The 23,914-nt window shown below is 70.9% G+C and carries 26 protein-coding genes; 9 read left to right on the top strand and 17 right to left on the bottom strand.

Annotated elements, in window-relative coordinates; genetic code table 11:
* Nucleotides 1–585: 585 nt before the first annotated feature.
* Together AL2_RS01855 and AL2_RS01850 are read right to left on the bottom strand one after the other, a co-directional pair.
* Nucleotides 586–1,026 carry an ATP-binding protein gene (locus AL2_RS01855; RefSeq protein ID WP_067628472.1) on the bottom strand — a complete coding sequence of 147 codons (441 nt, stop codon included), beginning with the start codon at nt 1,024–1,026 and terminating at the stop codon, nt 586–588.
* A gap of 16 nt (nt 1,027–1,042) precedes the next feature.
* Entirely contained in the window at nt 1,043–1,396 is a 354-nt protein-coding gene (locus AL2_RS01850) for an STAS domain-containing protein (RefSeq protein WP_067628471.1), read from the bottom strand.
* Nucleotides 1,397–1,643: 247 nt separating this feature from the next.
* Between AL2_RS01850 and AL2_RS01845 the strand changes: the two genes are divergently transcribed.
* On the top strand, nt 1,644–3,953 hold the full coding sequence (locus tag AL2_RS01845; protein ID WP_067628467.1) for a DEAD/DEAH box helicase: 2,310 nt from the start codon (nt 1,644–1,646) through the stop codon (nt 3,951–3,953).
* A gap of 279 nt (nt 3,954–4,232) precedes the next feature.
* On the opposite strand, the gene AL2_RS01840 is transcribed toward AL2_RS01845, so the two are convergent.
* Nucleotides 4,233–4,811 (bottom strand): TetR/AcrR family transcriptional regulator, encoded by a 579-nt coding sequence (locus AL2_RS01840; RefSeq protein ID WP_067628466.1) that lies wholly within the window; start codon nt 4,809–4,811, stop codon nt 4,233–4,235.
* Between the two features lie 88 nt (nt 4,812–4,899).
* On the opposite strand from AL2_RS01840, the gene AL2_RS01835 reads away from it, so the two are divergent.
* Complete coding sequence (locus AL2_RS01835; RefSeq protein WP_067628464.1) at nt 4,900–5,346, top strand: anthrone oxygenase family protein; 447 nt, start codon at nt 4,900–4,902, stop codon at nt 5,344–5,346.
* Nucleotides 5,347–5,462: 116 nt separating this feature from the next.
* Here the strand turns inward: AL2_RS01835 and AL2_RS01830 are convergent, their stop codons facing one another.
* The 11 genes from AL2_RS01830 to AL2_RS01780 all read right to left on the bottom strand — a co-directional run bounded on the left by AL2_RS01830 (nt 5,463) and on the right by AL2_RS01780 (nt 15,072).
* Nucleotides 5,463–5,834, bottom strand: a complete 372-nt coding sequence (locus tag AL2_RS01830; RefSeq protein ID WP_067628463.1) for a hypothetical protein — start codon at nt 5,832–5,834, stop codon at nt 5,463–5,465.
* 334 nt (nt 5,835–6,168) lie between these two features.
* Nucleotides 6,169–7,395: a hypothetical protein gene (locus tag AL2_RS01825; RefSeq protein ID WP_067628461.1), complete on the bottom strand. Its 1,227-nt coding sequence runs from the start codon at nt 7,393–7,395 to the stop codon at nt 6,169–6,171.
* A 208-nt stretch (nt 7,396–7,603) separates the two neighbouring features.
* Nucleotides 7,604–8,005, bottom strand: coding sequence for an Rv3654c family TadE-like protein (locus AL2_RS01820; protein WP_281181558.1), 402 nt, complete (start codon nt 8,003–8,005; stop codon nt 7,604–7,606).
* Nucleotides 8,006–8,179: 174 nt separating this feature from the next.
* A complete protein-coding gene (locus AL2_RS01815; protein WP_067628458.1) occupies nt 8,180–8,542 on the bottom strand; it encodes a TadE family type IV pilus minor pilin in 363 nt (120 codons plus the stop codon).
* Between the two features lie 11 nt (nt 8,543–8,553).
* Nucleotides 8,554–8,691 carry a DUF4244 domain-containing protein gene (locus AL2_RS01810; RefSeq protein ID WP_312032854.1) on the bottom strand — a complete coding sequence of 46 codons (138 nt, stop codon included), beginning with the start codon at nt 8,689–8,691 and terminating at the stop codon, nt 8,554–8,556.
* A 145-nt stretch (nt 8,692–8,836) separates the two neighbouring features.
* The gene (locus tag AL2_RS38945; protein ID WP_245666250.1) at nt 8,837–9,340 is read right to left on the bottom strand and encodes a type II secretion system F family protein; all 504 of its coding nucleotides are present in this window, start codon (nt 9,338–9,340) and stop codon (nt 8,837–8,839) included.
* 382 nt (nt 9,341–9,722) lie between these two features.
* The gene (locus tag AL2_RS01800; protein ID WP_083945839.1) at nt 9,723–10,418 is read right to left on the bottom strand and encodes a type II secretion system F family protein; all 696 of its coding nucleotides are present in this window, start codon (nt 10,416–10,418) and stop codon (nt 9,723–9,725) included.
* Entirely contained in the window at nt 10,415–11,566 is a 1,152-nt protein-coding gene (locus AL2_RS01795; protein WP_067628456.1) for a TadA family conjugal transfer-associated ATPase, read from the bottom strand. The genes AL2_RS01800 and AL2_RS01795 overlap by 4 nt, the downstream gene beginning before the upstream one ends.
* Before the next feature lie 89 nt (nt 11,567–11,655).
* The gene (ssd, locus tag AL2_RS01790; RefSeq protein WP_067628454.1) at nt 11,656–12,729 is read right to left on the bottom strand and encodes a septum site-determining protein Ssd; all 1,074 of its coding nucleotides are present in this window, start codon (nt 12,727–12,729) and stop codon (nt 11,656–11,658) included.
* 902 nt (nt 12,730–13,631) lie between these two features.
* A complete protein-coding gene (locus AL2_RS01785; RefSeq protein WP_067628452.1) occupies nt 13,632–14,249 on the bottom strand; it encodes a pentapeptide repeat-containing protein in 618 nt (205 codons plus the stop codon).
* A gap of 31 nt (nt 14,250–14,280) precedes the next feature.
* Nucleotides 14,281–15,072, bottom strand: coding sequence for a Fic family protein (locus AL2_RS01780; RefSeq protein ID WP_067628450.1), 792 nt, complete (start codon nt 15,070–15,072; stop codon nt 14,281–14,283).
* Between the two features lie 283 nt (nt 15,073–15,355).
* Here AL2_RS01780 and acs point away from each other — a divergent pair, with 283 nt between their 5' ends.
* The 5 genes from acs (at nt 15,356) to AL2_RS01760 (ending at nt 19,487) form a co-directional block, all read left to right on the top strand.
* Nucleotides 15,356–17,323, top strand: coding sequence for an acetate--CoA ligase (gene acs / locus AL2_RS01775; RefSeq protein WP_067628449.1), 1,968 nt, complete (start codon nt 15,356–15,358; stop codon nt 17,321–17,323).
* A gap of 131 nt (nt 17,324–17,454) precedes the next feature.
* On the top strand, nt 17,455–17,769 hold the full coding sequence (locus AL2_RS38940; RefSeq protein ID WP_312032852.1) for a Na+/H+ antiporter NhaA: 315 nt from the start codon (nt 17,455–17,457) through the stop codon (nt 17,767–17,769).
* Nucleotides 17,673–18,083 carry a phage holin family protein gene (locus AL2_RS01770; RefSeq protein WP_245666249.1) on the top strand — a complete coding sequence of 137 codons (411 nt, stop codon included), beginning with the start codon at nt 17,673–17,675 and terminating at the stop codon, nt 18,081–18,083. The genes AL2_RS38940 and AL2_RS01770 overlap by 97 nt, the downstream gene beginning before the upstream one ends.
* Nucleotides 18,084–18,091: 8 nt before the next feature.
* Nucleotides 18,092–19,015 (top strand): alpha/beta fold hydrolase, encoded by a 924-nt coding sequence (locus AL2_RS01765; RefSeq protein ID WP_067628445.1) that lies wholly within the window; start codon nt 18,092–18,094, stop codon nt 19,013–19,015.
* Between the two features lie 118 nt (nt 19,016–19,133).
* Complete coding sequence (locus AL2_RS01760) at nt 19,134–19,487, top strand: DUF309 domain-containing protein (protein ID WP_245666248.1); 354 nt, start codon at nt 19,134–19,136, stop codon at nt 19,485–19,487.
* Nucleotides 19,488–19,572: 85 nt separating this feature from the next.
* Here the strand turns inward: AL2_RS01760 and AL2_RS01755 are convergent, their stop codons facing one another.
* The 3 genes from AL2_RS01755 to nth form a co-directional block, all read right to left on the bottom strand.
* Complete coding sequence (locus AL2_RS01755) at nt 19,573–20,769, bottom strand: MarP family serine protease (protein ID WP_174550802.1); 1,197 nt, start codon at nt 20,767–20,769, stop codon at nt 19,573–19,575.
* A gap of 189 nt (nt 20,770–20,958) precedes the next feature.
* Nucleotides 20,959–21,609: an NUDIX hydrolase gene (locus tag AL2_RS01750; protein WP_245666247.1), complete on the bottom strand. Its 651-nt coding sequence runs from the start codon at nt 21,607–21,609 to the stop codon at nt 20,959–20,961.
* Nucleotides 21,610–21,676: 67 nt separating this feature from the next.
* Nucleotides 21,677–22,414 (bottom strand): endonuclease III, encoded by a 738-nt coding sequence (nth, locus tag AL2_RS01745; RefSeq protein ID WP_083945838.1) that lies wholly within the window; start codon nt 22,412–22,414, stop codon nt 21,677–21,679.
* 61 nt (nt 22,415–22,475) lie between these two features.
* Between nth and AL2_RS01740 the strand changes: the two genes are divergently transcribed.
* Both AL2_RS01740 and AL2_RS01735 read left to right on the top strand, forming a co-directional pair.
* Nucleotides 22,476–23,357: an SDR family NAD(P)-dependent oxidoreductase gene (locus tag AL2_RS01740; RefSeq protein ID WP_067628441.1), complete on the top strand. Its 882-nt coding sequence runs from the start codon at nt 22,476–22,478 to the stop codon at nt 23,355–23,357.
* On the top strand, nt 23,354–23,914 hold the full coding sequence (locus AL2_RS01735; RefSeq protein ID WP_067628439.1) for a carboxymuconolactone decarboxylase family protein: 561 nt from the start codon (nt 23,354–23,356) through the stop codon (nt 23,912–23,914). Before AL2_RS01740 ends, AL2_RS01735 begins: the two co-directional genes overlap by 4 nt.

The raw sequence follows: 23,914 nt of genomic DNA, 5'->3' as shown, positions 1-23,914 counted from the left end.
GTCCTCCTCGACAGGGGTATTGCGATCTCGACCGTCACAAAAGACGATCTTTACCGCGTACCCCGCGAGTCATGATTTCGAACGCCTCGCACGGCAACGCGGGTGCCGGGAGTCTACGCACGCGCAAGTCGAATGTTAAGGCCGCCCGGCCCTTGGCGGAGATGTCGCCGAAATGCAACAAGCGATACGCCGGAAATTGACCTATACGCCGGGACAGCCGCCATCACCCCAGGTCAGCCTGGGTTAGACAACCCTTACCTCACCGCCACCTTGACACGCGCACGCGACAATCGGCGCCTCGCCCGGGCGGTCGGCGTCCCATTAAAGCTAGGCTTTAACACACAATATGTCCAGACCCAAATCGTCTCGAACCGAGATCGACTAGAAGAGAATCTCATAACACCAGCAACACCAGCCCCAAACCCGGGCCGAGACGCGGCTCGGGCGGGGTCACAGTTGAGGCCCGGCCCGGCCCGGCGCGACGGCGCGGGCTCCGGGCCGGGATTGAGGCAGGGCCGGGCGCGGGGATGACTAAGGCCCCGCTGGTGTGGCGGGGCCTCTGGTCGTGGGTGGGGCGGTGCGCGGCTAGATGGTCGCCTCGGCCTCGGCCGGCCAGCTCATCCGTATCTGGACCCCCTTGGGCGTGGCGGCGATCTCCACGTCGTCGGCGAGCCCAGCGATGACCGCCAGCCCCAGCTCCGCGGCGCCCTCGCCCCAGCCGTGCTCGAACTCGTCCGCGTCCACGGCCGCCTGGAGGTCGCCCGGCGTGTCGTCGCCGGGGACGGTGTCGCTGACGGTCACCTCGAAGCGGCGGTCGGCGCCGCTCAGTTCGAGGCGGACGGGCTCGTCCGGGCAGTGCCGGCGATGCGCCTCCACGGCACGCGAGCACGCCTCGCCGACTGCGAGCCTGACCTCGTCCAGCAGCGGCTCGGCGACGCCGCTGCGGCGGGCCACGGCGGTCACGATCAGGCGGGCGGTCCGTACGTGGACGGGCAGCGCGCTGAAGGACAGTTCAACGGTCGACATCTCGGTTACAAGCCGCCTACTTCGCGTCCTTGCGCTTTGCCTCGGCGTCGGCGATCGAGTCGTGGATGCCGAAGACCTTGGTCAACCCCGTGATCCGGAAGATCTTGAGGATGCGCTCCTGGGTGCACACCAGTTCCAGGGAGCCGTCGTGGGCGCGCACCCGCTTGAGCCCGCCGACGAGGACGCCGAGGCCGGTGGAGTCGAGGAACTCCACCTTCTCCATGTCCACGAGCAGGTGGAACTTGCCCTTGTTGACCAGGTCGATGAGCTTCTCGCGAAGCTTCGGCGCCGTGTAGACGTCGATCTCGCCCTCCACGTTGATGACGGTGAGGCCATCGTCGGTGGTGTAGTCGTTCACCTTCAGGTCCACAGATCCTCCACGCGCCGTGCAGCTCTATCCGATCCCGATGCCCGCGCCGCCGAACGGTGGCCGACCATCGAGACTTCGCCGTGATTCAACCACGCTCCGGCGTCGTACACGCACGTAATCGCCCACTCGGGCGAAAGTTCGCGCCATACGTCTGACCTGCTTATCTACCGGCCAGGGCAGGGGGGACGGGCACATCGGCGCCGGGGCGTTCCCGTAGTTTTGCCCAGGCTGGCAAACTGAAAACCTGATGGGCGTCCAAAGATCTTCAACTCCCCTCGACCGGCTCCTCGCCGACCCGTCGCGGCGCGACCGCATCACCCATGTGGAGCGCGTTCCCGCACGTCAGGGCCGCCGGGCCGGGTGGCCGGCGTGGGCGCCCCCGCTGCTGGTCGAGCGGCTCGCCGCGGCGGGCATCGAGGCGCCCTGGGAACACCAGGCCGCCGCCGCCGAACACGCCCGCGCGGGACGGTCTGTGATCATCGCCACAGGGACCGCGTCCGGAAAATCCCTCGCCTACCTGCTGCCCTGCATCGAGGCGATCTATGCCGGGGAGGAGAATCCCCGGCAAGAGGGGACGATCCTCTACCTGTCGCCGACCAAGGCGCTGGCCGCCGACCAGCTCCGCGCGCTCCGCTCCCTGCATCTGACGCGCGTCCGTGCGGCGACCTACGACGGCGACACGCCGCAGGACGAGCGGACGTGGGTCCGGCAGCACGCCAACTATGTGCTGACCAATCCGGACATGCTGCACCGCTCGATCCTGCCCGGGCATGCCCGATGGTCCTCCTTCCTGCGCCGCCTCCGCTACGTGATCATCGACGAGGCCCATGGCTACCGGGGCGTGTTCGGGTCCCACGTCGCGCAGGTGCTGCGCCGCCTGCGCCGGCTGTGCAAGCGGTACCACGCGTCCCCGACGTTCATCCTCGCTTCGGCGACGACGTCCTCGCCCGCGTCCGCCGCGTCCCGCCTCACCGGGCTGGACGTCGTCGCGATCGACGACGACGCCTCGCCGCGCGGGCCCGCGACCTTCGCGCTGTGGGAGCCGCCGCTGACCGAGTTGCGCGGTGAGCGGGGCGCCCCCGTTCGCCGCACCGCCACGGCCGAGGCGGGCGACCTGCTGGCCGACCTCGTCGTCGAAGGTGTCCAGACGCTCGCGTTCGTCCGGTCCAGGCGCGGGGCAGAGTCGGTGGCACTCAGCGCCAAGCGCGCGCTGCACGACGTCGCTCCGGCCCTGGCCGACCAGATCGCCGCCTACCGCGCGGGTTATCTGCCCGAAGAACGGCGCGCACTGGAAGCGGCCCTGCGCTCCCGCTCCATCGTCGGCTTGGCGAGCACCAACGCACTGGAACTCGGCGTTGACGTCTCCGGTCTCGACGCCGTCCTCGTCTGCGGCTGGCCCGGCACCCGCGCGTCCCTCTGGCAGCAGGCCGGACGCGCCGGACGTTCCGGGCAGTCCGCCCTCGCCATCCTCGTCGCGCGGGACGACCCGCTGGACACGTTCCTCGTCCACCACCCCGAGGCGATCTTCGGGACGCCCGTCGAGGCGACCGTGCTCGACCCGGACAACCCGTACGTCCTGGAACCACACCTCTGCTCCGCCGCGTCCGAGATGCCGCTCACCGAGGAGGATCTCCCGCTGTTCGGCCCGGCGACCGCCGACCTGCTGCCCGACCTCGTCCGCCGGGGGTTCCTCCGCCGGCGCCCGGCGGGCTGGTACTGGACGCGCCGCGACAAGGCCGCCGACCTGGCCGACATCCGCGGAGCGGGCGGCGCCCCCATCCAGGTGGTGGAACTGTCGACGGGCCGCCTCCTCGGCACCGTGGACGAGGCGTCGGCGCACACGACCGTCCACGAGGGCGCCGTGTACATCCACCAGGGCGAGTCCTACATCGTCCAGACACTCGACCTGGACGATTCCGTCGCGCTCGTAGAAGCAGCCGACCCCGACTATTCGACGACCGCTCGCGATGTGACCGACATCAGCGTCGTCGAGCGCCTCCGCTCGATCTCCTGGGGCGAGGCAACCCTCTGCTTCGGAACCGTCGAAGTCACCCGTCAGGTCGTCGCCTACCAGATGCGCCGCCTGCAGACAGGCGAGATGCTCGGCGAGAAACCCCTGGACCTACCGCCCCGCACCCTCCGCACCCGCGCCGTATGGTGGACGCTTTCCGAAGCGCAGGTCTCGTCCTTGGACGACCTCGACCTGGCGGGCGCCGCCCACGCCGCCGAACACGCCTCGATCGGCCTTCTCCCCCTGTTCGCCACCTGCGACCGCTGGGACATCGGCGGCGTGTCCACGGCCGTCCACCCCGACACGGGTCTCCTCACCGTCTTCGTCTACGACGGCCACGAAGGCGGCGCCGGCTTCGCCGAACGCGGCTACGCGGACGCCTCTACCTGGCTGCACGCAACCCGCGACGCCATCGCGTCGTGCGAGTGCGACTCAGGCTGCCCGTCCTGCATCCAGTCGCCCAAGTGCGGCAACGGCAACGACCCGTTGGACAAACACGGCGCCCTTTCCCTCCTGGCCGTCCTACTGGCCCACGCCCCCAAGTGACGGCCCGCCCCTCCCGGGACTGACACGAGTTCACCTCCCCACCGAAGCGGGGCAGAGCGCCCACTAAGGACCGGTCGTAGGCCGGGTTGGGCGCTCGGTGTCGTCAGAGCGCACCCAGCGGTGCCCGCACTCGGGTGCGTATCAGGTCGTGATCAATGAGCACCACGGCTTCCGGGGCAAGTGCCGGTCGGGGTACGGGGCCCGGCGATCTGCGGCTGCGCCGTGTGGGCGCGGTGACCAGAAGCGGGGCCCGGCTACATGCCCGGCAGGGACGGTGAATCAGAGCTTGATGAGCCGGTCCATCAGCAGCTCCAGCCTCGGCTCGGTGTGCTCCGGCGGCAGGCGTCCCGCCCGGGTCAGGGTCGCCAGCCCGTGCAGGGCCGCCCAGAACACCTCGGTGAACAGCCCCGGGTGGACGCCGTCGCCGGCAACCTCTCCGAGACCCTCCAGCAGGGCGGCGAAGGCGTCCTTCAGGGGCTCTGGGGTGTCCTCGTTCGCGAACGCCAGGCCGCCGTCGAGTTCGAACATGGCGTCGTAGACCGCCGGGTTGCGTGTGGCGAAGTCGAGGTAGGCGCGGGCGAGGGCGGTGACCCGGGCGCGCGGGCCGTCCGCGGCGGAGGCCGCGGCCCGCAGCGCCGCGGCCATCTCGGTGGCGCCTTCGAGGGCGACGGCGCCGATGATCTCGCGCTTGCCGCGGAAGTGGCTGTAGAGGACGGGCTGGCTGTACTCGATGCGCTCGGCGAGCCGGCGGGTGGTGACCGCGTCCCAGCCCTGCTGCTCGGCGAGTTCGCGTGCCGTCGCCACGATGAGGCGCTCGCGGTCCGCGCGTTCGCGCTGCTTGCGTTCCTGTACCGACATACTGCGATCCTAGCATCGCTAGACAAGCGAGCGGCAGCAGTACTAGCGTTGACTCACCAGCTAGCAACACTAGATTCCTGAGGTCATCATGTTCCACACACTCGAGGTCTTCACCATTGTGGTCGTCGGCGTGATGGTGGGGGTGGAGTTCTCCGTCGCCTTCGTCATCAACCCGATCCTCAACGCACTCCCCGACGACAGTGGCCAACTCGGCCGCGCGCACGGGGGCCGGATGCTCGGCGCCGTGATGCCGGTCTGGTACATCACCTCGCTCGTCCTCGTCGCGGTCTTGGCCATCGCCGGATGGCACCACCCCGGCACCGGCCTCACCATCACCGCCGGCGCACTGCTGATCGTCAGCGTGATCATGTCGATCCTGCTGCTCGTCCCCATCAACAACCGGGGCAAGACGTGGACCCCCGAGAACCGGCCCGCCGACTGGAAGCAGCAGATGAACCGCTGGGACCGCTTCCACTACGTCCGCGTCGCCGTCATCATCGCCGCGTTCGCCTTCCTGGCCGCCGCCCTCACCTGAGCCTCGCGCACCGGCACCGCGCTGATAACGCTCACTCCCCAAGCCCCTGGGCGGCAGCGAGCCACCGAAAACCCGGCGGCCCGCACCTCACCAACCCGTCCAACGGGCAACTGTCATCAGTTCGGTGCGACGCGTTGGGCCGGCACCGACGGCTGGTCGTCAACCCCACGGCGCGCCTGGGCGAGCGCCTGCTGCAGCTTCCGCCGCTCCATCTCCAGCGTCTGCAGGGACTCCTCGTGCTCGTCCCGCAGGTCTCGCAGTTCACGGCGCATGTTCATCGCCCGCCTGAAGCCCAGCGTCGCGACCATCAGACCAGCCATGAGCACGATCGCGACCACGGTGCCGGCCATGAAGACGTGCCACTGCTGCGTGATCCCTGGAATCTCGTCGCCGAACACGGACATCTGGGCGCTTCCCGCGTTGTCCAGCACCACGGCGACGCCCACCACGACGGCGGCGAGCGCGACGATCAGCCCCAGGAAGATCATGCGGAGGGTCTCCTCTCCATCAGGCCCGAAGGGACGGGGCCGAGGTCTCGGACGACAGTGACGCATTGCCGGACGATCCGGGCGATCCGATCTGGCAAGGCAGCCTAGACCCTGCCCAACCGCCTCGCCAGCCCCTCCTGATCAACACCTTCCTCCACGTCCCCAACTCCCCAAGAACACCACCCCACCCAAGCCCAGCGGCCGCTCCCACACGTCATGGCGTTGCCGATCGGGGGATGGCGCGGCTACAGCGGGAGTCCGGGCGTCCTAGCGGGATGCGCGCGCCGATCGGCAGCGGGTGTTGGAACCGCTCCTGGGAGGTGTTCCGGGGCGGCTACTTGCGGCGGTGGGTGCGCTTGGGCTTCTTGGTGGAGGTTGACTCGGCAAGCCGGACGTTCACACCGCTGGAGCCCTTGCCAAGGGTCGCCGGGCGACGGGAGGGCTTGGCCTTGCCGGACTTGGACGCCTTGAGGCCGGCGGACAGCACCGGGGCCGTCTTGGCGATGGCCTCGGCGCGTGCGATCTGCTCGCGCGACTTGCTGACCCGCTTGCGGCCGGTGCCGCCGCGCGCTACCCGGGCGGCCATGCCCTTGCTGCTCGTACCCGCCTGGACGACGCGCAGGCGGCGCGTCCACGTTCCGAGGTGGGCGGCGACGATCAGCAGGATCAGCGCGATGCCCACGCTCTTGCCCCACTGGAGACGGTCGGTGGCCGCGACGTTCTGGGCCTTCGGCGAGTCCGTGGCGATCTGCGGAGCGGGGTAGGCGAAGCCGGGCGTCGCGCCGTCGGGCTGGACGGACGGCAGCGTGACCGGCGACTCGTTGTTGAACGGCGTCAGCGGCGTACTGGCGCTCGGCACGCTCGAGTTCGAGGGGAGAGACGGAGCGGTGCCACCGGGAAGCGACCCGGATCCGCCGCCCACCGTGGCGGTCGCCGAGGAGGTGCTCGAGTACAGCGAGCCGCCCGTCCCGGTGGAGCGCCGGGCGCGGACGCCGACGGAGACGGCGCCGCTCGACCGGCTCAGCGAGAGGGTCGTGGAGCAGCTCGTCCCCTGGCAGAGGGAGCCGAGTGAGCCCGACTTGCCCTTCACGCCGGAGCCGGAGAGCGCGTAGCCGGTGAGGTCGTCCTCAAGGCCGCGGTTCCACTTCACGACGAGCTTGCCGCCGGACACGCTCGCGGACACTCCGGTGGGAGCGGCCGGGGCGATCCGCACGGTGAAGCTGTTGGAGTCGTAGATGTGCCCGGTCTGCTGGCCCTTCAGGTAGACCTTGTAGCGGCCGTTCCGGGTGATCGGGAAAGTGCCGGTCATGTCCCCGGAGAGGCCGTGTTCGGCGAGGAACCTGTCACCGATCCCAGGGCCCTCCACCCGCAGCTGCATGGTGATCGCGAAGTCGAAGTGGGCCTTGGCCGTCAGCTGGGACCCGCTGGTGATGACCGCCCCGTTCGCCGGGGTGATGACACTCGTCGTGGCGGCCTGCGCCGGCAGGACGCCGAGCACCGGGAAGCTCATCGCAAGGGGCGCCGCGAGCGCGACCGCACCGATCCTGCGAATGATGGTCACGCCTCAATCCCTTCGACAGCGTCCTGCTCGTCTCATCCCGCCGAGAACCTCGCGGGGGGCACACGCGTCCGGTGGTAACTGTGGGCTTACAGCAGCGTAACGTACCACCGGGTAGCAGAAGTCACAGGACGATGACAATGAGAAGTGCCTTGGCATCGTCCGCGACTCCTCCCACCTATTGACATTCAGTGCAACGAGTCGTGTCGCGTCAGGGTACGCCGTCTCGTCCCACAGGGCCAGCCCTGGCCCGAGAAACGACTTGCAGGTGTCCGATGCCCAGCGGCACCTTCAGGCGGACGGTGACCGAGACGTCGACGACCTCTCCGCTCACCCGGCACCGCGACAGCCGGGCCCCGGACTCGGCCGCGATGTCCCCGGCCCGAAGGCACGCGGACGCACCGCCTCCCGCGACCCGCGCCGCCGCAGCCAACGCCGCCATGTCAGCCGCCGCGTCGCCCCGGTGGCGCGCGGCCCGTACCCCGCCCACCGCGATCGCCGCCACCCCGGTCACCCACACGACGGCCGCGAACGCCACCACCCAGACCGTCCCCGACCCCCGATCCGTCCCGCCCGACGACGTCCTTGCCGCCCATCGTGACCATCCAGGCACCACGCCCTCCTCTCCATTCATCCGACAGGCTGCGACCGGCTCCAGCCCGCGAACCAGCGATGGGCAACTCGGCCAGCGCCGTCGCGTGGGCGGTGCCCTGGGCGGCGTGCGTACAGGCTGAGCTGTACCGAACAGACTGGACTTTCACCTCCTCACTCTCACTCCTGGTCGGGCTCACTCCTGGTCGGGCCGGTTCCCAAGGTCGGCGCGTACGCCGGGTTCTGCTTCGGCGGCCACGTGGGCTTGGACGGTCAAGGGCGGAAGGCCGACCGCCGCAGGAGGCGCGACGGGGGCGGAGACGTCCACGCGCACGGTGGTCTCGTCGCGCCGGACCTGCACCGTCGCGCCTTTCGGAACCGCTCTCACCACAAGCTCGCGGACCGCGGTGAGGGACTCGCCGCGCGCGGCCGCGCGAGCGCCGGTCCGGGCGGCGTCCGTGCAGGTGAGCTGGACGGACGCGGCTGACAGGCCCCACAGCGCGACGGCGGTGATCAGCACGAGGGCGGGGAGTGCCACGGCGATCTCCGCCGTGGCCATCCCGCGATCCCTCAGCCCGCGAGATTGAGGGCCTTCTCGATGATCTGTAGGAGCAGGGACTTCACCTGCGAGCTCGTCACGATCTTGAACAGCAGGCCGGCGAAAGCCGCCGCGGCGATGGTGCCGACCGCGTACTCCGCGGTGGACATCCCTCGATCCCCGCACAGACTGGACCATCGCCGCACCACCATCTTCATCGCCCGCATGGGGTTCCTTTCGCTCGTGGTTCTCTTCAAGGCTGCAGTGCGGAGGCTCCGCGCGGCACCCGAACGCAGTTCTGTGGAAAACCCCTTCTCACCAGGGCAGGAGGATCGTGGCGGCGATGCCCGCGATGGCCGGGACGACGCCGAGGAGGACGAAGGCGGGCAGGAAGCACAGCCCGAGCGGGGCCAGCGCTCGGATGCCCGCCGCGCGGGCCCTGGCAGCGGCCGCCGTCCGGGCCACACGGCGTTGGTCGCGGGCGAGACGGCTGAGGGACGGCGCCAGGGCCGCGCCCGTCGACTCCGCGCGGACAGCGGTCCGCGCGAGCGGCGCGAGCATCGGCTCACTCGTGAGTGCCAGCCAGGCTTCCGCCGGGTCGGCGCCGAGCCGGATCTGGACGGAAACGGCCCGGAGTTCGTCCCCGAGCGGCCCTCCCACCGCCTCCGCGACAGCGGCGACGGCGTCGTGCCACGGAGCACCGCCGCGTAGGCACGCGGCGAGGAGATCCACCGCGACGGGAAGGTCCGCGATGAGGCGCCCCCGCCTGCGCCGCCGCTCCGCGCTCCCGACGCGGCCGAACGAGAACCAGACGGCCACCGCAGCGAGAATCCCCACCACGCCGCCTGTCAGACCGCCCAGGGTCACCAGGCACAACACCCCGGTCGCGCCCGCGGCCGCACGTCGGAGAAGGACCTCTTTCCGGCGCTCCGCCCGCCGACCGCCCTCCTTCGCGCCGCCTGCCGACCCGGCGTAAGCCGACCGACCTTGGCGCACCAGGGCCCTGCCACCCGGGGCCACCTGTCTCAGCGGGGCCCCTCCGAACTGTTCCGCCAACCTCTTCACAGCGACGTCCGTCCCGCGAGGCAGCAGAAACGCCGCCGCTGCCGCACAAAGCACAGCCGCGAATGCCGTCATCGCTCACCTGTCTCCTGTATTAGCCGGGGTCGGGTGCGGATCGTCTGGGTGTTCCGTGCGGCGGTCAGTGGATGGATTCGGCGGATCTGGCCAGGTGGCGGGTCCAGTGGAGGCCGAGGAGGTCGAGAGTCGTGCCTGTGATCAGGCACGCCAGGCCGGGGAGGGTGCCGCAGAGGAAGGGGACGGGGTGGGCGCCCAGGGCCGCGGCCATGGCCAGGCCGAGGAGGGGGAGGGCGCCGAGCAGGCGGGCCGTGGCGCGAGGGCCGGAGAGCTGGACGGACACGTCCTGACGCTGGGCCTCTTCATCGCGGAGGGCGGCCGCCAGGCCGTCCAGGACGGTGGCGAGAGTGCCGCCGCGTTCCGCGCCGATGCGCCAGCAGGCCGCCAGCAGGCGCAGCCCCTCGGCGCCCGGCCTGGCCGCCAGCTCGTCCAGGTGGTCGGGCGGCGGGCGCGGGATGCGGAGGAGTTCCCGGGAGACATGCGGGTCCAGGACGGCGGCGGCCGCTGTGAACGCCTCGTCGGGGGTTCGGCCGGCGGACAGTTCGGCCGCCATGGCGTCGCAAAGCTCGATGACGGACGTCCGCCAGCGGTGCTGCCGGGTTCTGCGCTCGCGTAGCGCTTCGGTCGTGGCTTTCAGAACGCGTAGTGGGTCGTCTGGAGGAGGAGTCACGAGGCGGTCCAGACGGTGGAGGGCGGGACCGGGGCTCAGGAGGAGCCAGACGGCGGTGGCCGAGCAGAGGGCTGCCAGGGCGGTGATCATCGGTCTCCTCGCAGGCGTGCGCGCAGGGCCTCGGCGCCGCGAGCGGGCACGACCTCGCCGGCCGGGGTGAACGAGACGGCGGGGACGACGCCGACCAGACCGTCCGGCGCCCGGCGCAGGAGGCAGATCTCCGCGACGCGGCGGCGGCCTCCGCCCGGGTCGCGGACGAGGTGGACGACGATGTCCAGCGCGGCGGCCAACTGGCTGTGGACGGCCTCCCGGCTCAGGCCGGCCGCGCAGGCCAGCGCTTCGAGCCGGGCCGGGACGTCCGCGGCGGTGTTGGCGTGGAGCGTGCCGCAGCCGCCTTCGTGGCCGGTGTTCAACGCCTGCAGGAGGACCACTACCTCCGCTCCCCTGACTTCGCCGACGACGAGGCGGTCGGGGCGCATGCGGAGTGCCTGGCGGACGAGGTCGTTCAGGGTCACGCCTCCGGCGCCCTCCATGTTGGGAGGACGGGCCTCCAGCCGCACCACGTGCGGATGGTCCGGTTTCAGTTCGGCGGAGTCCTCGACGAGGAGCAGCCGTTCGGTCGGGTCCGCCAGTGACAGCAGGCCGCTCAGGAGTGTGGTCTTGCCCGTTCCGGTGCCGCCGGTGATCAGGAAGGCCGCGCGGGACTCGATGAGCGCGGCGAGCAGATCGGCGCCCTCGGGCGGGACGGTCCGGGCCGTGACCAGTTCGTCCAGGGTGAAGGCGCGGCGCCGGGGCAGCCGGAGGGACAGGCAGGTGCCGCCCGCGGCCACCGGCGGGAGGACGGCGTGGAGCCGGACACCGCCCGGCAGCCGGGCGTCGGCGTACGGGGCCGCATCGTCGAGCCTCCGTCCCGCGGCGGCGGTGAGGCGCTGGGCCAGGCGGCGCAGCGTCGCCTCGTCGGTGAAACGCACCGTGGTGCGGACGAGGCCGGAACCCGTGTCGGCCCAGACCTCGTCCGGGCCGTTCACCAAAACGTCGGTGACATCGGGCGAACGTAGCAGCGGCTCCAGCGGCCCGGCACCGACGAACTCCGCGCACAACTCGTCCGCCAGCGCCAGGACCTCGCGGTCGCCGAGCAGCCGCTCCTCCGCGCGCAGCGCCGCCGCGACCCGGCCGGTCGTCGCGTCCCCGCCGGTGCCGGCCAGCCGATCCCGCACCGCGTCGGACAACCTCGTCATACCGTCCTCCCTGGCCGACAACTCCGCTCGGCGACCCGGCGCCGTCCCCGTCCCCGTACCGTCCCGCCGCGCCCCGTTGCGTGCGGGGGTCATGCTGCTTCTCGGTAGGCGTAGGGCTGGAGGGCCAGGTCGGCCAGGGTCTTGGCGCAGAAGTCGGTGAGGGGGCCGCGGCGGCAGGCCCGTTCGAGGTCGCCCTCGTCGGTGGCGGTGGGGAGTCGGCGGTCGCGGTCGAAGGCGCCGGCGGACGGGAGGTCCAGGGCCTGGGCGACCGCGTCCGGGGTGAGGCCGCCGGGCGCCGGGCCCTGGACGACGAGGCGGAGGTCGGCGGTGTCGCGGCGGAGGGCGGCGGCCAGGCCGTCGGCGGCGACGGTGGCGCGGACCTCGGCGGGGACGAGCAGGAAGGTGACGTCGGCCGAGCGCAGCGCGGCGCGGCCGACGTCGCCCGGGTAGCGGGGGACGTCCGCGATGACCAGGTCGAAGCCGCGGGCGGCGGCGTCGAGGAGGGCGCGGACGGCCTCGTCGGAGACGGGGACGGGTTCGCCGCGCCGCCAGGAGAGGACGGACAGGTCGCCCGAGCGGGGCAGCGTTTCGCGGAGTGTCGCGGTGTTCAGGCGGCCGCGGCGTTCGGCGAGGTCGTGCCAGCGGACGCCCTCGTGTTCCTCAAGGCCGAGCATGAGGTCGATGCCACCGCCGAACGGGTCGGCGTCCAGGAGGAGCGTGCGCAGGCCCTGGCCCGCGGCGGCCAGGCCGAGCGCGGTGGCGAGGACGCTGGCGCCGGCGCCGCCCCGGGCGCCGACGACGCAGAGCGTGGTGGCCCAGCCGCCCTCGGGTTCGCAGGCCGCCGCGAAGGCGTTGATCAGCCAGTCCTCGTGGTCGGGCAGCGCGGCGACGTCCTGCGCGCCTGCCTCGACCGCGAGTCGGTACGCCTCGGAGGTCGCGGAGTCGGTGACGAGGACGACGCCGGGACGGCGCTGCAGGCCGGCGGACGCCACGTCGGCGGCCATGTCGGCGCCCACGAGGATCAGGGCCGGCCACGTCCAGGCGGGCCGGGCCTCGTCGGCCCCGTAGGCGACCTCGGCGTGGGCGTCGGCTGCGGCGGCGAGCCGGAGCAGGCCGTCGGCGAGGGCGGGGTCACCAGTGACGATCAGTGCCGCGAGGTTCATCGGATGCTCCTTCGACGTTCGGAGACATCCACCTTGCGGGGCGGTGCGGAGCGGGCGACGAGATTCGGCGAACTGTGGATAACTTCGCCGGTGCAGAAGCCGGAGCGGGCGGTGACGCGAGAGCGCCACCGCCCGCTCGACGACTGGGCGACCCCCGCCGGGGGGGGGAGAGCGAGGGTCGCCTTACGGTCCGGCTCCGGGGGGGTAGAGCCGGTCCGTTTCCAGGAAAGTCTCAGTGGGAGTTCAGTCTGAGCCGTGCGCAAGTCCGCCCTATGGGAGAGACAAACTCACTGACCCAGTCTAGGCGGATACAACATATGCTGCCCGATCGCCGAGAGTTCCGTCGAGACGCAAACTCGTCCGCCGGATGACGATTTTTCTCATCTGGCCGCGACGATGCGCACCACACGGCGCCATCCCCTCCACGGCAGGGCGTCCCGCCCCCACGTACGAGGACGGAAGTGGGAGCGTACAGCAGAACTAAAGATTCTTCCGGCCGCGTGACTGATCGGCCGCCAAATGAAAACGATCACGCTGAGTGATCAATTTTGGGACCCTGACGGGAGTTACGGATAGCCCGGAATATCCCCCGCCTGCCTCACCGGCCTCCGATGCCCCCTCCGGCGCCGTCCGCGACAGCGCGCCGGCCTTTCCGAACAAGGGCTTGTCAACTGGGCAGATGAGGCGTAGACAGATGCTACGGACCACGTGTCCGAGCACGGCAGCCGGGCACCCACGCGCGACCAGCCGCGGGAGGCGCGTCGAGACGGGCTTGACCCGATCCGACGGATTTGAGGTGCACGCTTGGTAACCCGGTGTGACGTGACTGGCGGCGGCGTCCCCGCGCGGGGCGCCGTTCGCTTTGCGCCGCCGGACTCCTACTCGCGGACGTCCAGTCACTCCTACTCTCGGACTTCCAGTCCCAGGGCCGTCGCCAGGACGACCGCCTGATACGGGTCGATCACCGCGCGCTTCAGCTGGGTGGCCAACGGGTCCATCGCGGAGATTTCGCTGCCGCGCAGATCACAGCCGGAGAAGTCCGCCTGGTGCAGGGAGGCGCCCGACAGGTCGACCCTGCGGATCTCCGCGCCCGCACAGCGCGCGCCCGTGAGGTCGGCCTCGCGCATGCGCACGTCCGCGAAGGACGCGCGGCGCAGGTCGGCGCCCGGCAGGCCCGTGAACGACCAGTCGCCGCCCTCCACCTTCAACAGGTCGTACGTACAGCCGTCGAACATGCTCCCCACGAGCTTGCAGCCCGAGAAGGTGGCGTCGAAGAAACCGCAGCGGACGAACGTGCAGTTGAGGAACGCGGCATCGGTATGGGTGGACGCGTTGAAACGCACCCCGCGGAACGTGCAGTCGGTGAAGACGGCACCGACACCGCCGGCCTCGGTCATGTCGACGTCCACGAACAGGACGCTTTCGTGGTTCTCACCAGTCAGGTCACGCGAATCCCAGTTCGCTGACGAGATCGTGGTCTCGGTGGGAGGCGCGGGACGTCCGTGCATGCGTTCGGCCATACGCCCAGCATGGCGGCATCTACCGACAGGATCAGCCCCGCATGAACGCTTCGCAGATCGCCTGCGAGTCCCGTGCGGCTGCGGCCACGGCCGACGAGCAGTGCACGATCCACCGCGCGACGCCCTCGGGCGTGCCGGACGCGTAGTCCCGCAAGGCGGGGCCGTACTCGTCCTCCAGTTCCAGGTGCCCGACCTCAGGTGCGACCAGCGATTTGGGGTCGAGCCCACGCGCTACGAGGGTGAGGCGCTGAGCGGCACGGGCGACCAGCCCGTCCCCCTGGCCGAACGGACGCAGCGTCAGCAACTCGCCGTGCACGATGGCCGCGACGACCAGCGCCGGCGCCTTGGTCGGGGAGGTCAGCATCCCGCTGAGCGCGTCCAGGCGCGCCGCCACCTCGGACGGCGAAGGCGGCTCGCCAAGGCCAAGAACGTCCTTCACCTCAGTGTCGGCTGAGCGTGGACGTCCCAGATCGGCACTGTCGACCGCGTCCGCGGCGGCGAGGACGTGGAGCCGGGCGAGCGCCTGCCGCGGCGCCTGCCGCCAGGTCTCCGTCAGCGTCCCCAGCTCCGCCGACACGCGCAGCGAGCCCTGCACGACGGGGTCGGACGGGCTGTCGGTGGTGCGGAGCTCGTCCAGTGTGACCGGCGCGCCCTCCAGGACGGCCGAGGCACGGGCGCCGCGCAGCGCGGACTCGGTGGACACCTCGGCGCTGCGCCGCCGCAGGATGCGATGGCCGAGCAGCCGGTCCACGGCCTTACGCGCGTCGTCGACGGCGCCGGCCACGCCGGGCAGTTCCGCTACATCAGCAAGGGCATCGGTCACGGCCCGACCCTATGCCGTCCCCGCGGACGCTCGCGAAGCAGCCCGGTACTCGCAGAACGCACGTGGCACTCGCGAAACGCCCCGCGGAGGCGTAGAACGGAGACGGTTCCCGGATAGCGGACCTGGGAAGGCCAGTTGTGTCGGGGATCACAACACCATCCGGATTCGTGGAGGCCGGTCGAGTTCGTCTTCCACATCAGGGAACCGGCCTTGTGGAGACAAGGACCTACCTGGTGAAGTGGGGATACCGGGCGACCCCGCATCACCTAGCAAGGAGTTCGCGTTGAGCCAGAGCCAAGAGACACTGTCGAACCTTCTGCAGGAGACGCGCCGCTTCGCCCCGCCCGCCGATCTCGCCGCCTCCGCGAACGTCAAGGCCGACGTCTACGAGCAGGCGTCCGAGGACACCCTGGCCTTCTGGGCGGAGCAGGCGGACAGGCTCACCTGGACCAAGCGGTGGGACGAGGTCCTCGACTGGAGCAACCCGCCCTTCGCCAAGTGGTACGTGGGCGGCGAGTTGAACGTCGCCTACAACTGCATCGACCGGCACGTGGAGGCCGGACGCGGAGCCAAGGTCGCGTTCCACTGGGAGGGCGAGCCCGGCGACACCCGTACGCTCACCTACGCCGACCTGCAGCGCGAGGTCAACAAGGCCGCCAACGCCCTGCTCGAACTGGGCGTACGCAAGGGCGACCGGGTCGCGATCTACCTGCCGATGATTCCGGAGCTGCCGATCTCGATGCTCGCGTGCGCGCGCATCGGCGCGACCCACTCGGTGGTGTTCGGCGGCTTCTCGGCGGAAGCCCTGCGGACCCGGATCGACGACGCGCAGGCCAAACTCGTCATCACGGCGGACGGCGGCTTCCGGCGCGGCAAGCCGTCCGACCTCAAGGGGATCGTGGACGAGGCCGTCGCGCAGACGCCGACGATCGAGAACGTCCTCGTGGTGCGCCGCACCGGCGAGGAGGTCGCCGAACACGACCGCGACCTCTGGTGGCACGACGTCGTCGACCGGCAGAGCGAGGAGCACACCGCCGAGCCCATGGACTCGGAGCACCCGCTCTACATCCTGTACACGTCCGGGACGACGGGTAAGCCGAAGGGCATCCTGCACACGACCGGCGGCTACCTGACCCAGTGCGCCTACACCCACTGGTCCGTGTTCGACTTGAAGCCCGAGACGGACGTCTACTGGTGCTCGGCCGACATCGGCTGGGTGACCGGGCACTCCTACATCGTGTACGGGCCCCTCGCCAACGGGTCGACCAGCGTCATCTACGAGGGCACCCCTGACACGCCCAGCAGGGGACGCTGGTGGGACATCATCCAGAAGTACAAGGTGTCCATCTTCTACACCGCGCCCACGGCGATCCGCACGTTCATGAAGTGGGGCGACGACATCCCCGCGCAGTACGACCTGTCGTCCCTGCGCGTCCTCGGGTCGGTCGGCGAGCCGATCAACCCGGAGGCCTACATCTGGTACCGCAAGGTCATCGGCGGCGACCGGACGCCGGTGGTCGACACGTGGTGGCAGACGGAGACCGGCGCCATCATGATCAGCCCGCTGCCGGGCGTCACGGAGACCAAGCCGGGCGCGGCGATGCGTCCGCTGCCGGGCATCGCCGCGGACGTCGTGGACGACCAGGGCCGGTCGGTGCCGAACGGCGGCGGCGGGTTCATGGTGCTCCGGGAGCCGTGGCCGGCGATGCTCCGCACGATCTGGGGCGACGACGAGCGGTACATCAAGACGTACTGGTCGCGCTTCGAGGGCCTGTACTTCGCGGGCGACGGCGCGAAGAGGGACGAGGACGGCGACATGTGGCTGCTCGGCCGCGTGGACGACGTCATGCTCGTGTCCGGGCACAACATCTCCACGACGGAGGTGGAGTCGGCGCTGGTGTCGCACCCGAAGGTCGCCGAGTCGGCGGTCGTCGGCGCGACCGACCCGGTGACCGGGCAGGCCATCGTCGCGTTCGTCATCCCGCGCGGCAGCGCCGGCGAGGAGGTCGAGGGCCCGGAGTTCGCCAAGGAGCTGCGCGACCACGTCTCCAAGGCGCTCGGCCCGATCGCCAAGCCCCGGCAGATCATGATGGTTCCGGAGCTGCCGAAGACCCGGTCCGGCAAGATCATGCGCCGCCTGCTGCGGGACGTCGCCGAGAACCGCAGCATCGGTGACATCACGACGCTGGCCGACAGCACGGTCATGGACCTGATCGCGGAGAAGCTGCCCGCCACCAAGTCCGAAGACTGACCCGGTCCCGGCCCCGGAACGGCCCGCGCCCGCCCCAGGGCGCGGGCCGTTCCCATGCCCGGCGCGTACCTCGTTCACCGGCCGGGTGGCCCTGGACGTCATCGCCGGACTGGTGATCGGTAGGTTCTTGGGTGGCGCCCCTCGCCGGGGTGGGTTTCACCGTTTCGCTGCTGATCGGCGGTTTGGCCTATACCGACCCGTCACAATTCGAGAGAGTGACGACTGCGGTCCTGATCGCGAGCGTTCTCGCCTCGGCGGCCGCGGCCGTCGTCTTCCGGAGAAGGGTGCGTGTGCGCGCGCCGGGACTAAGGAGTAATGCGATATGTCCGAGGCACTACCGGGCGAGCGCGTGGAGGACAAGTCCGTCGGCGAGTTGGTCGCGCTGGCGTCCGGCAACATCTCCGATCTGGTCAGGGCGGAGATGTCCCTGGCCAAGATGGAGCTGAAGGCCGACGCCAAGAAGGCCGCGCTCAGCAGCGTGATGCTCACCATCGCCGTGGTGATGGGCGGGCTCATCGTCATCCTGGTGGCCGTCGCGTTCGCGCTGTTCCTCGCCGACCTGGGCATCTGGCTGTGGGCCGCGTTTCTGATCGTCGCGGGCGTCTGCGCGGTGCTCGCGGTCCTCCTGATGTGGCTCGCCAAGAAGATCGTCCAGCGGATCGAGGGCGCGAAGCGGACCCGGAAGACGCTGAAGGACGACTTCACCGCGCTGCGGAACCGCGGCAAGGACGACTCCGGCAAGCGCGAACTGACGGACTGACCCACGCCATGTCCGGGCACGACGCGTCGCTGATCGAGGTCGACGGGCCGTGGACCCACCGGCAGGTCAGCGCCGGGGGGACGCGGTTCCACGTCGTCGAGGCCGGCGAGGGGCCGCTCGTCCTGCTGCTGCACGGTTTCCCGGAGTTCTGGTGGTCGTGGCACAACCAGCTGGTGTCGCTGCCCGCGGCCGGCTACCGGGCGGCGGCCGTCGACCTGCGCGGATACGGCGGCAGCGACAAGCCGCCGCGCGGCTACGACCTGGTCACGCTGGCCGGGGACGCCGCCGGGCTCGTCCGCGCGCTGGGCGAGGCGAACGCGGTCGTCGTCGGGCACGACTGGGGCGGGCTGCTCGCCTGGACGACGGCCGTCTACCATCCGAAGATCGTCCAGCGGCTGGCGGTGGTGAGCGCGCCGCACCCGCTGCGGCTGCGGCAGGCCGTCGCCGGCGACCCGCGCGGCCAGGGGTGGGCGTCGCGGCACACGTTCGGCTTCCAGGTGCCGCTGTGGCCTGAACGGCGCCTGGTCCGCGACGACGCGGCACTGGTGGGCAGGATCCTGCACGACTGGTCGGGGCCGGGCTGGCCGGACGAGCAGACGGAACGGCTCGTGCGGAAGGCAGTGCAGATCCCTGGGGCGGCCCACAGCGCGCTGGAGTACCACCGCTGGCTGATCCGGTCGCAGGCCCGTCCGGACGGCATCCGCTACGCGCACCGTATGCGCGCCCCCATCCAGGCACCCACACTCCAGCTGCACGGAGCCCTCGACACGTGCACCCTCCCGGCGAGTGCCCAAGGCTCGGGCCGCTACGTGTCGGCCCCTTACCGCTGGAAGCTCATCGAGGGCGCGGGCCACTTCCCCCATCAGGAGCGTCCCCGCGCGTTCGACGCGCAACTCCTCGGCTGGCTCGCCGACCCGGAGCCCGATCGCTGATCTCTGGGCGTACGGTGGAGCCATGCGGGATCGGGACGAGTCTGGACGCCCACGCAACGCACGCCCACGGGACGCTTACGGACGTCCACTGCCACATGGCGCCACCGGCATCCCCACCATGCCGGACGAACTCGACATGCCCCCGGACGAGGCGCTGCAAGAGGCGCAACAACTCTTGGACGCCGACCGCCCGTTCCATGCGCACGAGGTCCTGGAGGCGGTCTGGAAAGCCGCTCCGGAACCCGAACGTGAGCTGTGGCGGGGCCTGGCACAGATCGCCGTAGGGATAACCCATCTCCGCCGGGGAAACGCACGCGGTGCTGAGGCGCTCCTCAGCCGCGCCGCCGAACGTCTCGTCCCGTACGAGGCCGGCGCTCCCCACGGCATCGACGTACGGGGGGTCGTCCAGCGGGCACGGGATTTGGCCGCAAGCCCCGAGAACGGCCCCGTGACCCTCCGGCTCACGCTCTAGCCGGCCGCTCTGGCCGACCGGTCGAGCAAACAAACCGGCGAGCATGCTGCTCGGCCCTCAATCGTCAGACCGTCCAGCCCATCCGCTAGTCGGAGCAGCTCTGCGTGGACACCGGGTTGGTGGCCGTCGCGCCCACGCGCGCGTCAGGGGCGACCTCCTCCGCGGTGAGCGCGTAGCCCGTGGACGGCGTGTCGAGCGCCGCCGCGAAGATGACGCCGTAGACGCGCCCGTCCGTGGACAGCAGCGGCCCGCCCGAGTTGCCCGGCTCGACCTTGCCGCGCAGGGCGTAGATCTCACGGCTGACCTGCCCGGAGTGGTAGATGTCCGGGCCGCGCGCCGTCTGCCGGGCGCGGATCCGGGCGGCCCCCGCGGTGAACGGCTGGTTCTTCGGGAACCCGGCGATGATCGCGTCGTCCCGGACGCGGGCCTCCTTGGCGAACTCCAGCGCCGGTGCCCGCAGCCCCGGCACGTACAGCACGGCGACGTCGCGCTTGGGGTCGTAGAGGACGACCCGTCCCCGGTTGCTGCCGCCGTTCATCGCCGTCACCTTGGACGAGCCGCGGGCCCCGGCGACGACGTGCGCGTTGGTCATGATGTGCTGCGGCGCGAACACGAACCCGGTGCCCTCGATGCGGCGCTGGCACTGCGGCGCCGTGCTGACCACCTTCACGATGCTGTTCTTGGCGGCCTTCAGGCCCCGGGTGGTCAGCACGGACTCGTCCGGCGGCGGCACCTGCACCACCGACTCGCCGCCGAGGCCGTTGAACACCTGCGGGAACTCGCTGCTCTTCACGAAGCCCTGGAACGAGGTGAACCAGGTCTGCGCCTGCTGCGGCATCACGTCGTTGATGCCGTTGATGATCGAGGAGCTCTTGACCTGCGTCCGGACGGGCTTGAACTCGGAGTTGGCGACCAGGCTGCCGAAGAACCAGGCGACGATCAGCAGCGACAGCGCGCTGACGAACGTGCCGCCGACCGCGTCCGCGGTGCGGGCGTTCATGCCGGTCACCCGGTTGCGCAGCACGGCGCCGACGGACGAGGCGACCAGCTGCCCGAGGGTGGCGGCCAGGAACGCGATCACGATGGCGAGCAGCGCCTGCTGCGCGGCGCCGTCCACCGCCGCCTCGGCGATCGGCGGCGCGATCAGCACGCCGACGACGCCGCCGCCGACGAAGCCGCCGAAGCTCAGCAGGCTCACGATGAAGCCCTGCCGGTAGCCCGAGACCCCGAACAGCACGACGAGCACGAGCAGGATGAGATCGAGTATGTGGTCGTGCAGCACCGCTTCACCGTATAGGGCCGGGCCGCTGGTTCACGTCCCCTCGATGTACCAGATTGGGGTGCGGCGGGTAGCCGTCAGGTGTGACACGCGCCCGTGACCAGGTGGGCACCCTCCGGAAAGGGCGCTCTGACCTGCGGATCATTCCCGGTGCGATGGAACGTACCAGTTCGATCGCACTACGGGAGATTCTCAGCCGCGGGCGGCGAGGTCCAGCACCTCGCGCGGCAGGTTCTCGACATGGGACATGTCCCACGGCCGGTTCCAGCCGCCGGCGTCCAGGACCTGGGTGAGCAGCCCGGCCGTGAACCCCCACACGAGCATGTCGCGGACGCGGAACGCCGGCCCGAGCCTGATCCCGGACGGATGCCGGACCATCAGCCGGTTCGCCGGGTCGACCAGTTCGTCGAGCGGGACGCGCGCGACCGTCGCGACCTCCCCGGGATGGCCGGGCGCGATCTCCGACGGCTCCCGCCACCAGCCGGCGATCGGCGTGACGCGGTGCTCGCTGTGCGGCAGGTACTGCTCGGGCAGCGTGCAGAGGACGTCCACGCCGGCCGGTTCGACACCGGCCTCCTCCCACGCCTCGCGCAGCGCCGCCGCGACCGGGCCATCGTCCCCGGGGTCGATGCGGCCGCCGGGGAACGCGGGCTGCCCGGCGTGCTTGTTCAGCGTGGCGGCGCGCTCGGTGAGCAGGACGTCCGGGCCTTCCGGGCCCTCGCCGAACAGGATGAGGACGGCGGCGGCGCGGGCGGCCGGCGAGGGCCGGAGCATCGGCGGCACCGGCATCCTGGGGCCTTCCTGGCGGAAGCGTTCAAGCCAGCTGGGGGCGGTCTCGGTCACGTTCGTCCCAACCGCGGAACGCTCGCGTTCCTTCCCGGCGGGCCCGTCATGAGACTTCCCGGCGGGGTCATGAGAACGGTCCCGGCTTGACGAGCTTGCGCGCGGTCTCCTCGTCGGTCGGCCCTTCACCGAAGGACGGGCACAGCCGTGCGAGCGGACATGCCCCGCAGGCGGGACGGCGCGCATGGCAGATCCGGCGGCCGTGCCAGATGAGCCTGTGCGACAGCATCGTCCAGTCCTTGCGCGGGATGAGTGTGCCGATCTCCTGTTCGACCTTCACAGGGTCGTCTTCGGTCGTCCAGGCGAAGCGCCGTGCCAGACGGCCGAAATGGGTGTCGACGGTGATTCCCGGGACGTCGAACGCGTTCCCCAGGACGACATTGGCCGTCTTACGCCCGACACCGGGCAGCTTGACCAGGTCCTCCAGCCGTCCTGGAACCTCTCCATCGAACTGGTCGCGCAGTGCCGCGGACAGCCCCATCACCGACTTGGTCTTGGCGCGGAAGAACCCGGTGGGCTTCAGGATCGCCTCGACGTCCTCCGGGTCGGCGGCGGCCAGGTCCTCCGGGGTGGGGTACTTGGCGAACAGTCCCGGCGTCGTCAGGTTCACCCGCACGTCGGTCGTCTGCGCCGACAGGACGGTCGCGACGAGAAGCTGGAACGGGGTGCCGAAGTCCAGCTCGCAGTGCGCGTCCGGGTAGGTCTCGGCCAGGATCCGGTTCATCTTGCGCGCCCGCCGCACGAGCGCCAGCCGGGACTCGGGCTCGCGCCCGCGTCGGGGCGCCGGGGCCGATGTGGTCGCCATCCCGCCAGAGTAGAGGCTCCCATAAAAAGACAGGCATGTTCTTTTATGTTAGGGTCGGCCCATGATCCTTGACTCCTCCCGGTGGGCGGCGACCCTCGCCGGACGGCGCGTGCTGATCACCGGCGCGGCGCGGGGCATCGGCGCGGCCCTCGCCGCCCGGCTGCACGAGCGCGGCGCACGCGTGGCGCTCGCCGGACTGGAACCCGGCCTGCTCGCCGCCGTCGCCGCGGACTGCGGGTCCGCGCCCTGGTGGACGTGCGACGTCACCGACCGGTCCCGGGTCGAGGAGGTCGTGAACCTCGCCGTGCAGGAACTGGGCGGGCTGGACGTGGTCGTGGCCAACGCGGGCGTGGCCGCGCAGATGCCCATCATCGGAGGCGACCCGTCCGTCCTGGAGCAGAGTCTGCGCGTAAACGTGCTGGGCGTCTACAACACGCTCCGGGCGGCCGGGCCACATATCAGTCATGAGCGCGGCTACGCGCTGGCCGTCGCGTCCCTCGCCGCAGCCGTCCATGCGCCTTTGCTGGGCGCCTACAGCGCGTCCAAGGCCGCGGTGGAGGCGATGGGCAACACGCTGAGGGCCGAGCTGAGGCCGTGGGGTGCGAAGGCAGGCGTCGCGTACTTCGCCGAACTCGACACTGACATGACACGGCGCGGGTTCAGCACTGATGCGGCATCCGCGATGACGAACTCTGGGCGTGCGAGCAGCCTCATCTCAGCAGTCACGCCACTGAAGGTGGGGATCGACGCCCTGGAACATGGGATCGCCCGTCGATCCAAGCGCGTGGTCGCTCCCTGGTGGGTCGCGGGTGTGCTGCCGGTGCGGATGCTCGCGCAACCCATCGTCGACAGCACCGTCCAGCGCGGGCTGCGCCACATCCTCGACATCGCCCGGGAGGAACAGGTCGAACTGACCACGCCGCAACCGGACTCTCCCCAGTGACGGCACCCCGCGTCGGGCCCGGCGGCATCCGCGACGTCGGCGTGGTGAACTGGCTGGCCTGCCGGGTCGCGGGCCGGGCCGCCGGAACCGGCCCGCCCCACCTGTTCCTGACGCTGGCGCGCCGCCGCGGGCTGTTCCGCGGCTGGCTGTGGTTCGCCGGACGGCTCATGCCCGGCGGCACCCTGCCGCGCCGCGAGACCGAACTCGTCATCCTCCGCGTCGCGCACCTGCGCGACTGCCGCTACGAATTCGACCACCACGTGCGCATCGCGGGCCGTTCGGGCGTCCGGAAGCAGGACGTCGCGCGCGTCCAAGAGGGGCCGTCCGCCGGCGGCTGGACGCCGCGCGAGCAGGCGATCCTCGCCGCGACCGACCGCCTCCACGCCGACCAGGACCTGGACGACGACACCTGGACGGAGCTCCGCACCCACCTCACCGAAGGCGAATGCGTCGAGTTGACCGTCCTCGTGGGCCACTACGAAATGCTCGCCACCGTCATCACCGCCCTCCGCGTCCAACCCGACCACCCCCGGAAAGCCCGCCCGCACCACCACTGA

The organism is Actinomadura latina NBRC 106108 (genome assembly GCF_001552195.1).
GTDB lineage: Bacteria > Actinomycetota > Actinomycetes > Streptosporangiales > Streptosporangiaceae > Spirillospora > Spirillospora latina.
This window is presented reverse-complemented; position numbering and strand designations above follow the sequence as displayed.

What these genes read in the sequence shown, in the direction of transcription:
- AL2_RS01855 (WP_067628472.1), bottom strand. Translation starts at nt 1,026, where the DNA reads ATGTCGACCGTTGAACTGTCCTTCAGCGCGCTGCCCGTCCACGTACGG.
- AL2_RS01845 (WP_067628467.1), top strand. Translation starts at nt 1,644, where the DNA reads ATGGGCGTCCAAAGATCTTCAACTCCCCTCGACCGGCTCCTCGCCGAC.
- AL2_RS01840 (WP_067628466.1), bottom strand. Translation starts at nt 4,811, where the DNA reads ATGTCGGTACAGGAACGCAAGCAGCGCGAACGCGCGGACCGCGAGCGC.
- AL2_RS01835 (WP_067628464.1), top strand. Translation starts at nt 4,900, where the DNA reads ATGTTCCACACACTCGAGGTCTTCACCATTGTGGTCGTCGGCGTGATG.
- AL2_RS01830 (WP_067628463.1), bottom strand. Translation starts at nt 5,834, where the DNA reads ATGATCTTCCTGGGGCTGATCGTCGCGCTCGCCGCCGTCGTGGTGGGC.
- AL2_RS01815 (WP_067628458.1), bottom strand. Translation starts at nt 8,542, where the DNA reads ATGGCCACGGCGGAGATCGCCGTGGCACTCCCCGCCCTCGTGCTGATC.
- AL2_RS01810 (WP_312032854.1), bottom strand. Translation starts at nt 8,691, where the DNA reads ATGTCCACCGCGGAGTACGCGGTCGGCACCATCGCCGCGGCGGCTTTC.
- AL2_RS01800 (WP_083945839.1), bottom strand. Translation starts at nt 10,418, where the DNA reads ATGATCACCGCCCTGGCAGCCCTCTGCTCGGCCACCGCCGTCTGGCTC.
- AL2_RS01795 (WP_067628456.1), bottom strand. Translation starts at nt 11,566, where the DNA reads ATGACGAGGTTGTCCGACGCGGTGCGGGATCGGCTGGCCGGCACCGGC.
- ssd (WP_067628454.1), bottom strand. Translation starts at nt 12,729, where the DNA reads ATGAACCTCGCGGCACTGATCGTCACTGGTGACCCCGCCCTCGCCGAC.
- AL2_RS01785 (WP_067628452.1), bottom strand. Translation starts at nt 14,249, where the DNA reads ATGGCCGAACGCATGCACGGACGTCCCGCGCCTCCCACCGAGACCACG.
- AL2_RS01765 (WP_067628445.1), top strand. Translation starts at nt 18,092, where the DNA reads ATGTCCGGGCACGACGCGTCGCTGATCGAGGTCGACGGGCCGTGGACC.
- AL2_RS01760 (WP_245666248.1), top strand. Translation starts at nt 19,134, where the DNA reads ATGCCGGACGAACTCGACATGCCCCCGGACGAGGCGCTGCAAGAGGCG.
- nth (WP_083945838.1), bottom strand. Translation starts at nt 22,414, where the DNA reads ATGGCGACCACATCGGCCCCGGCGCCCCGACGCGGGCGCGAGCCCGAG.
- AL2_RS01740 (WP_067628441.1), top strand. Translation starts at nt 22,476, where the DNA reads ATGATCCTTGACTCCTCCCGGTGGGCGGCGACCCTCGCCGGACGGCGC.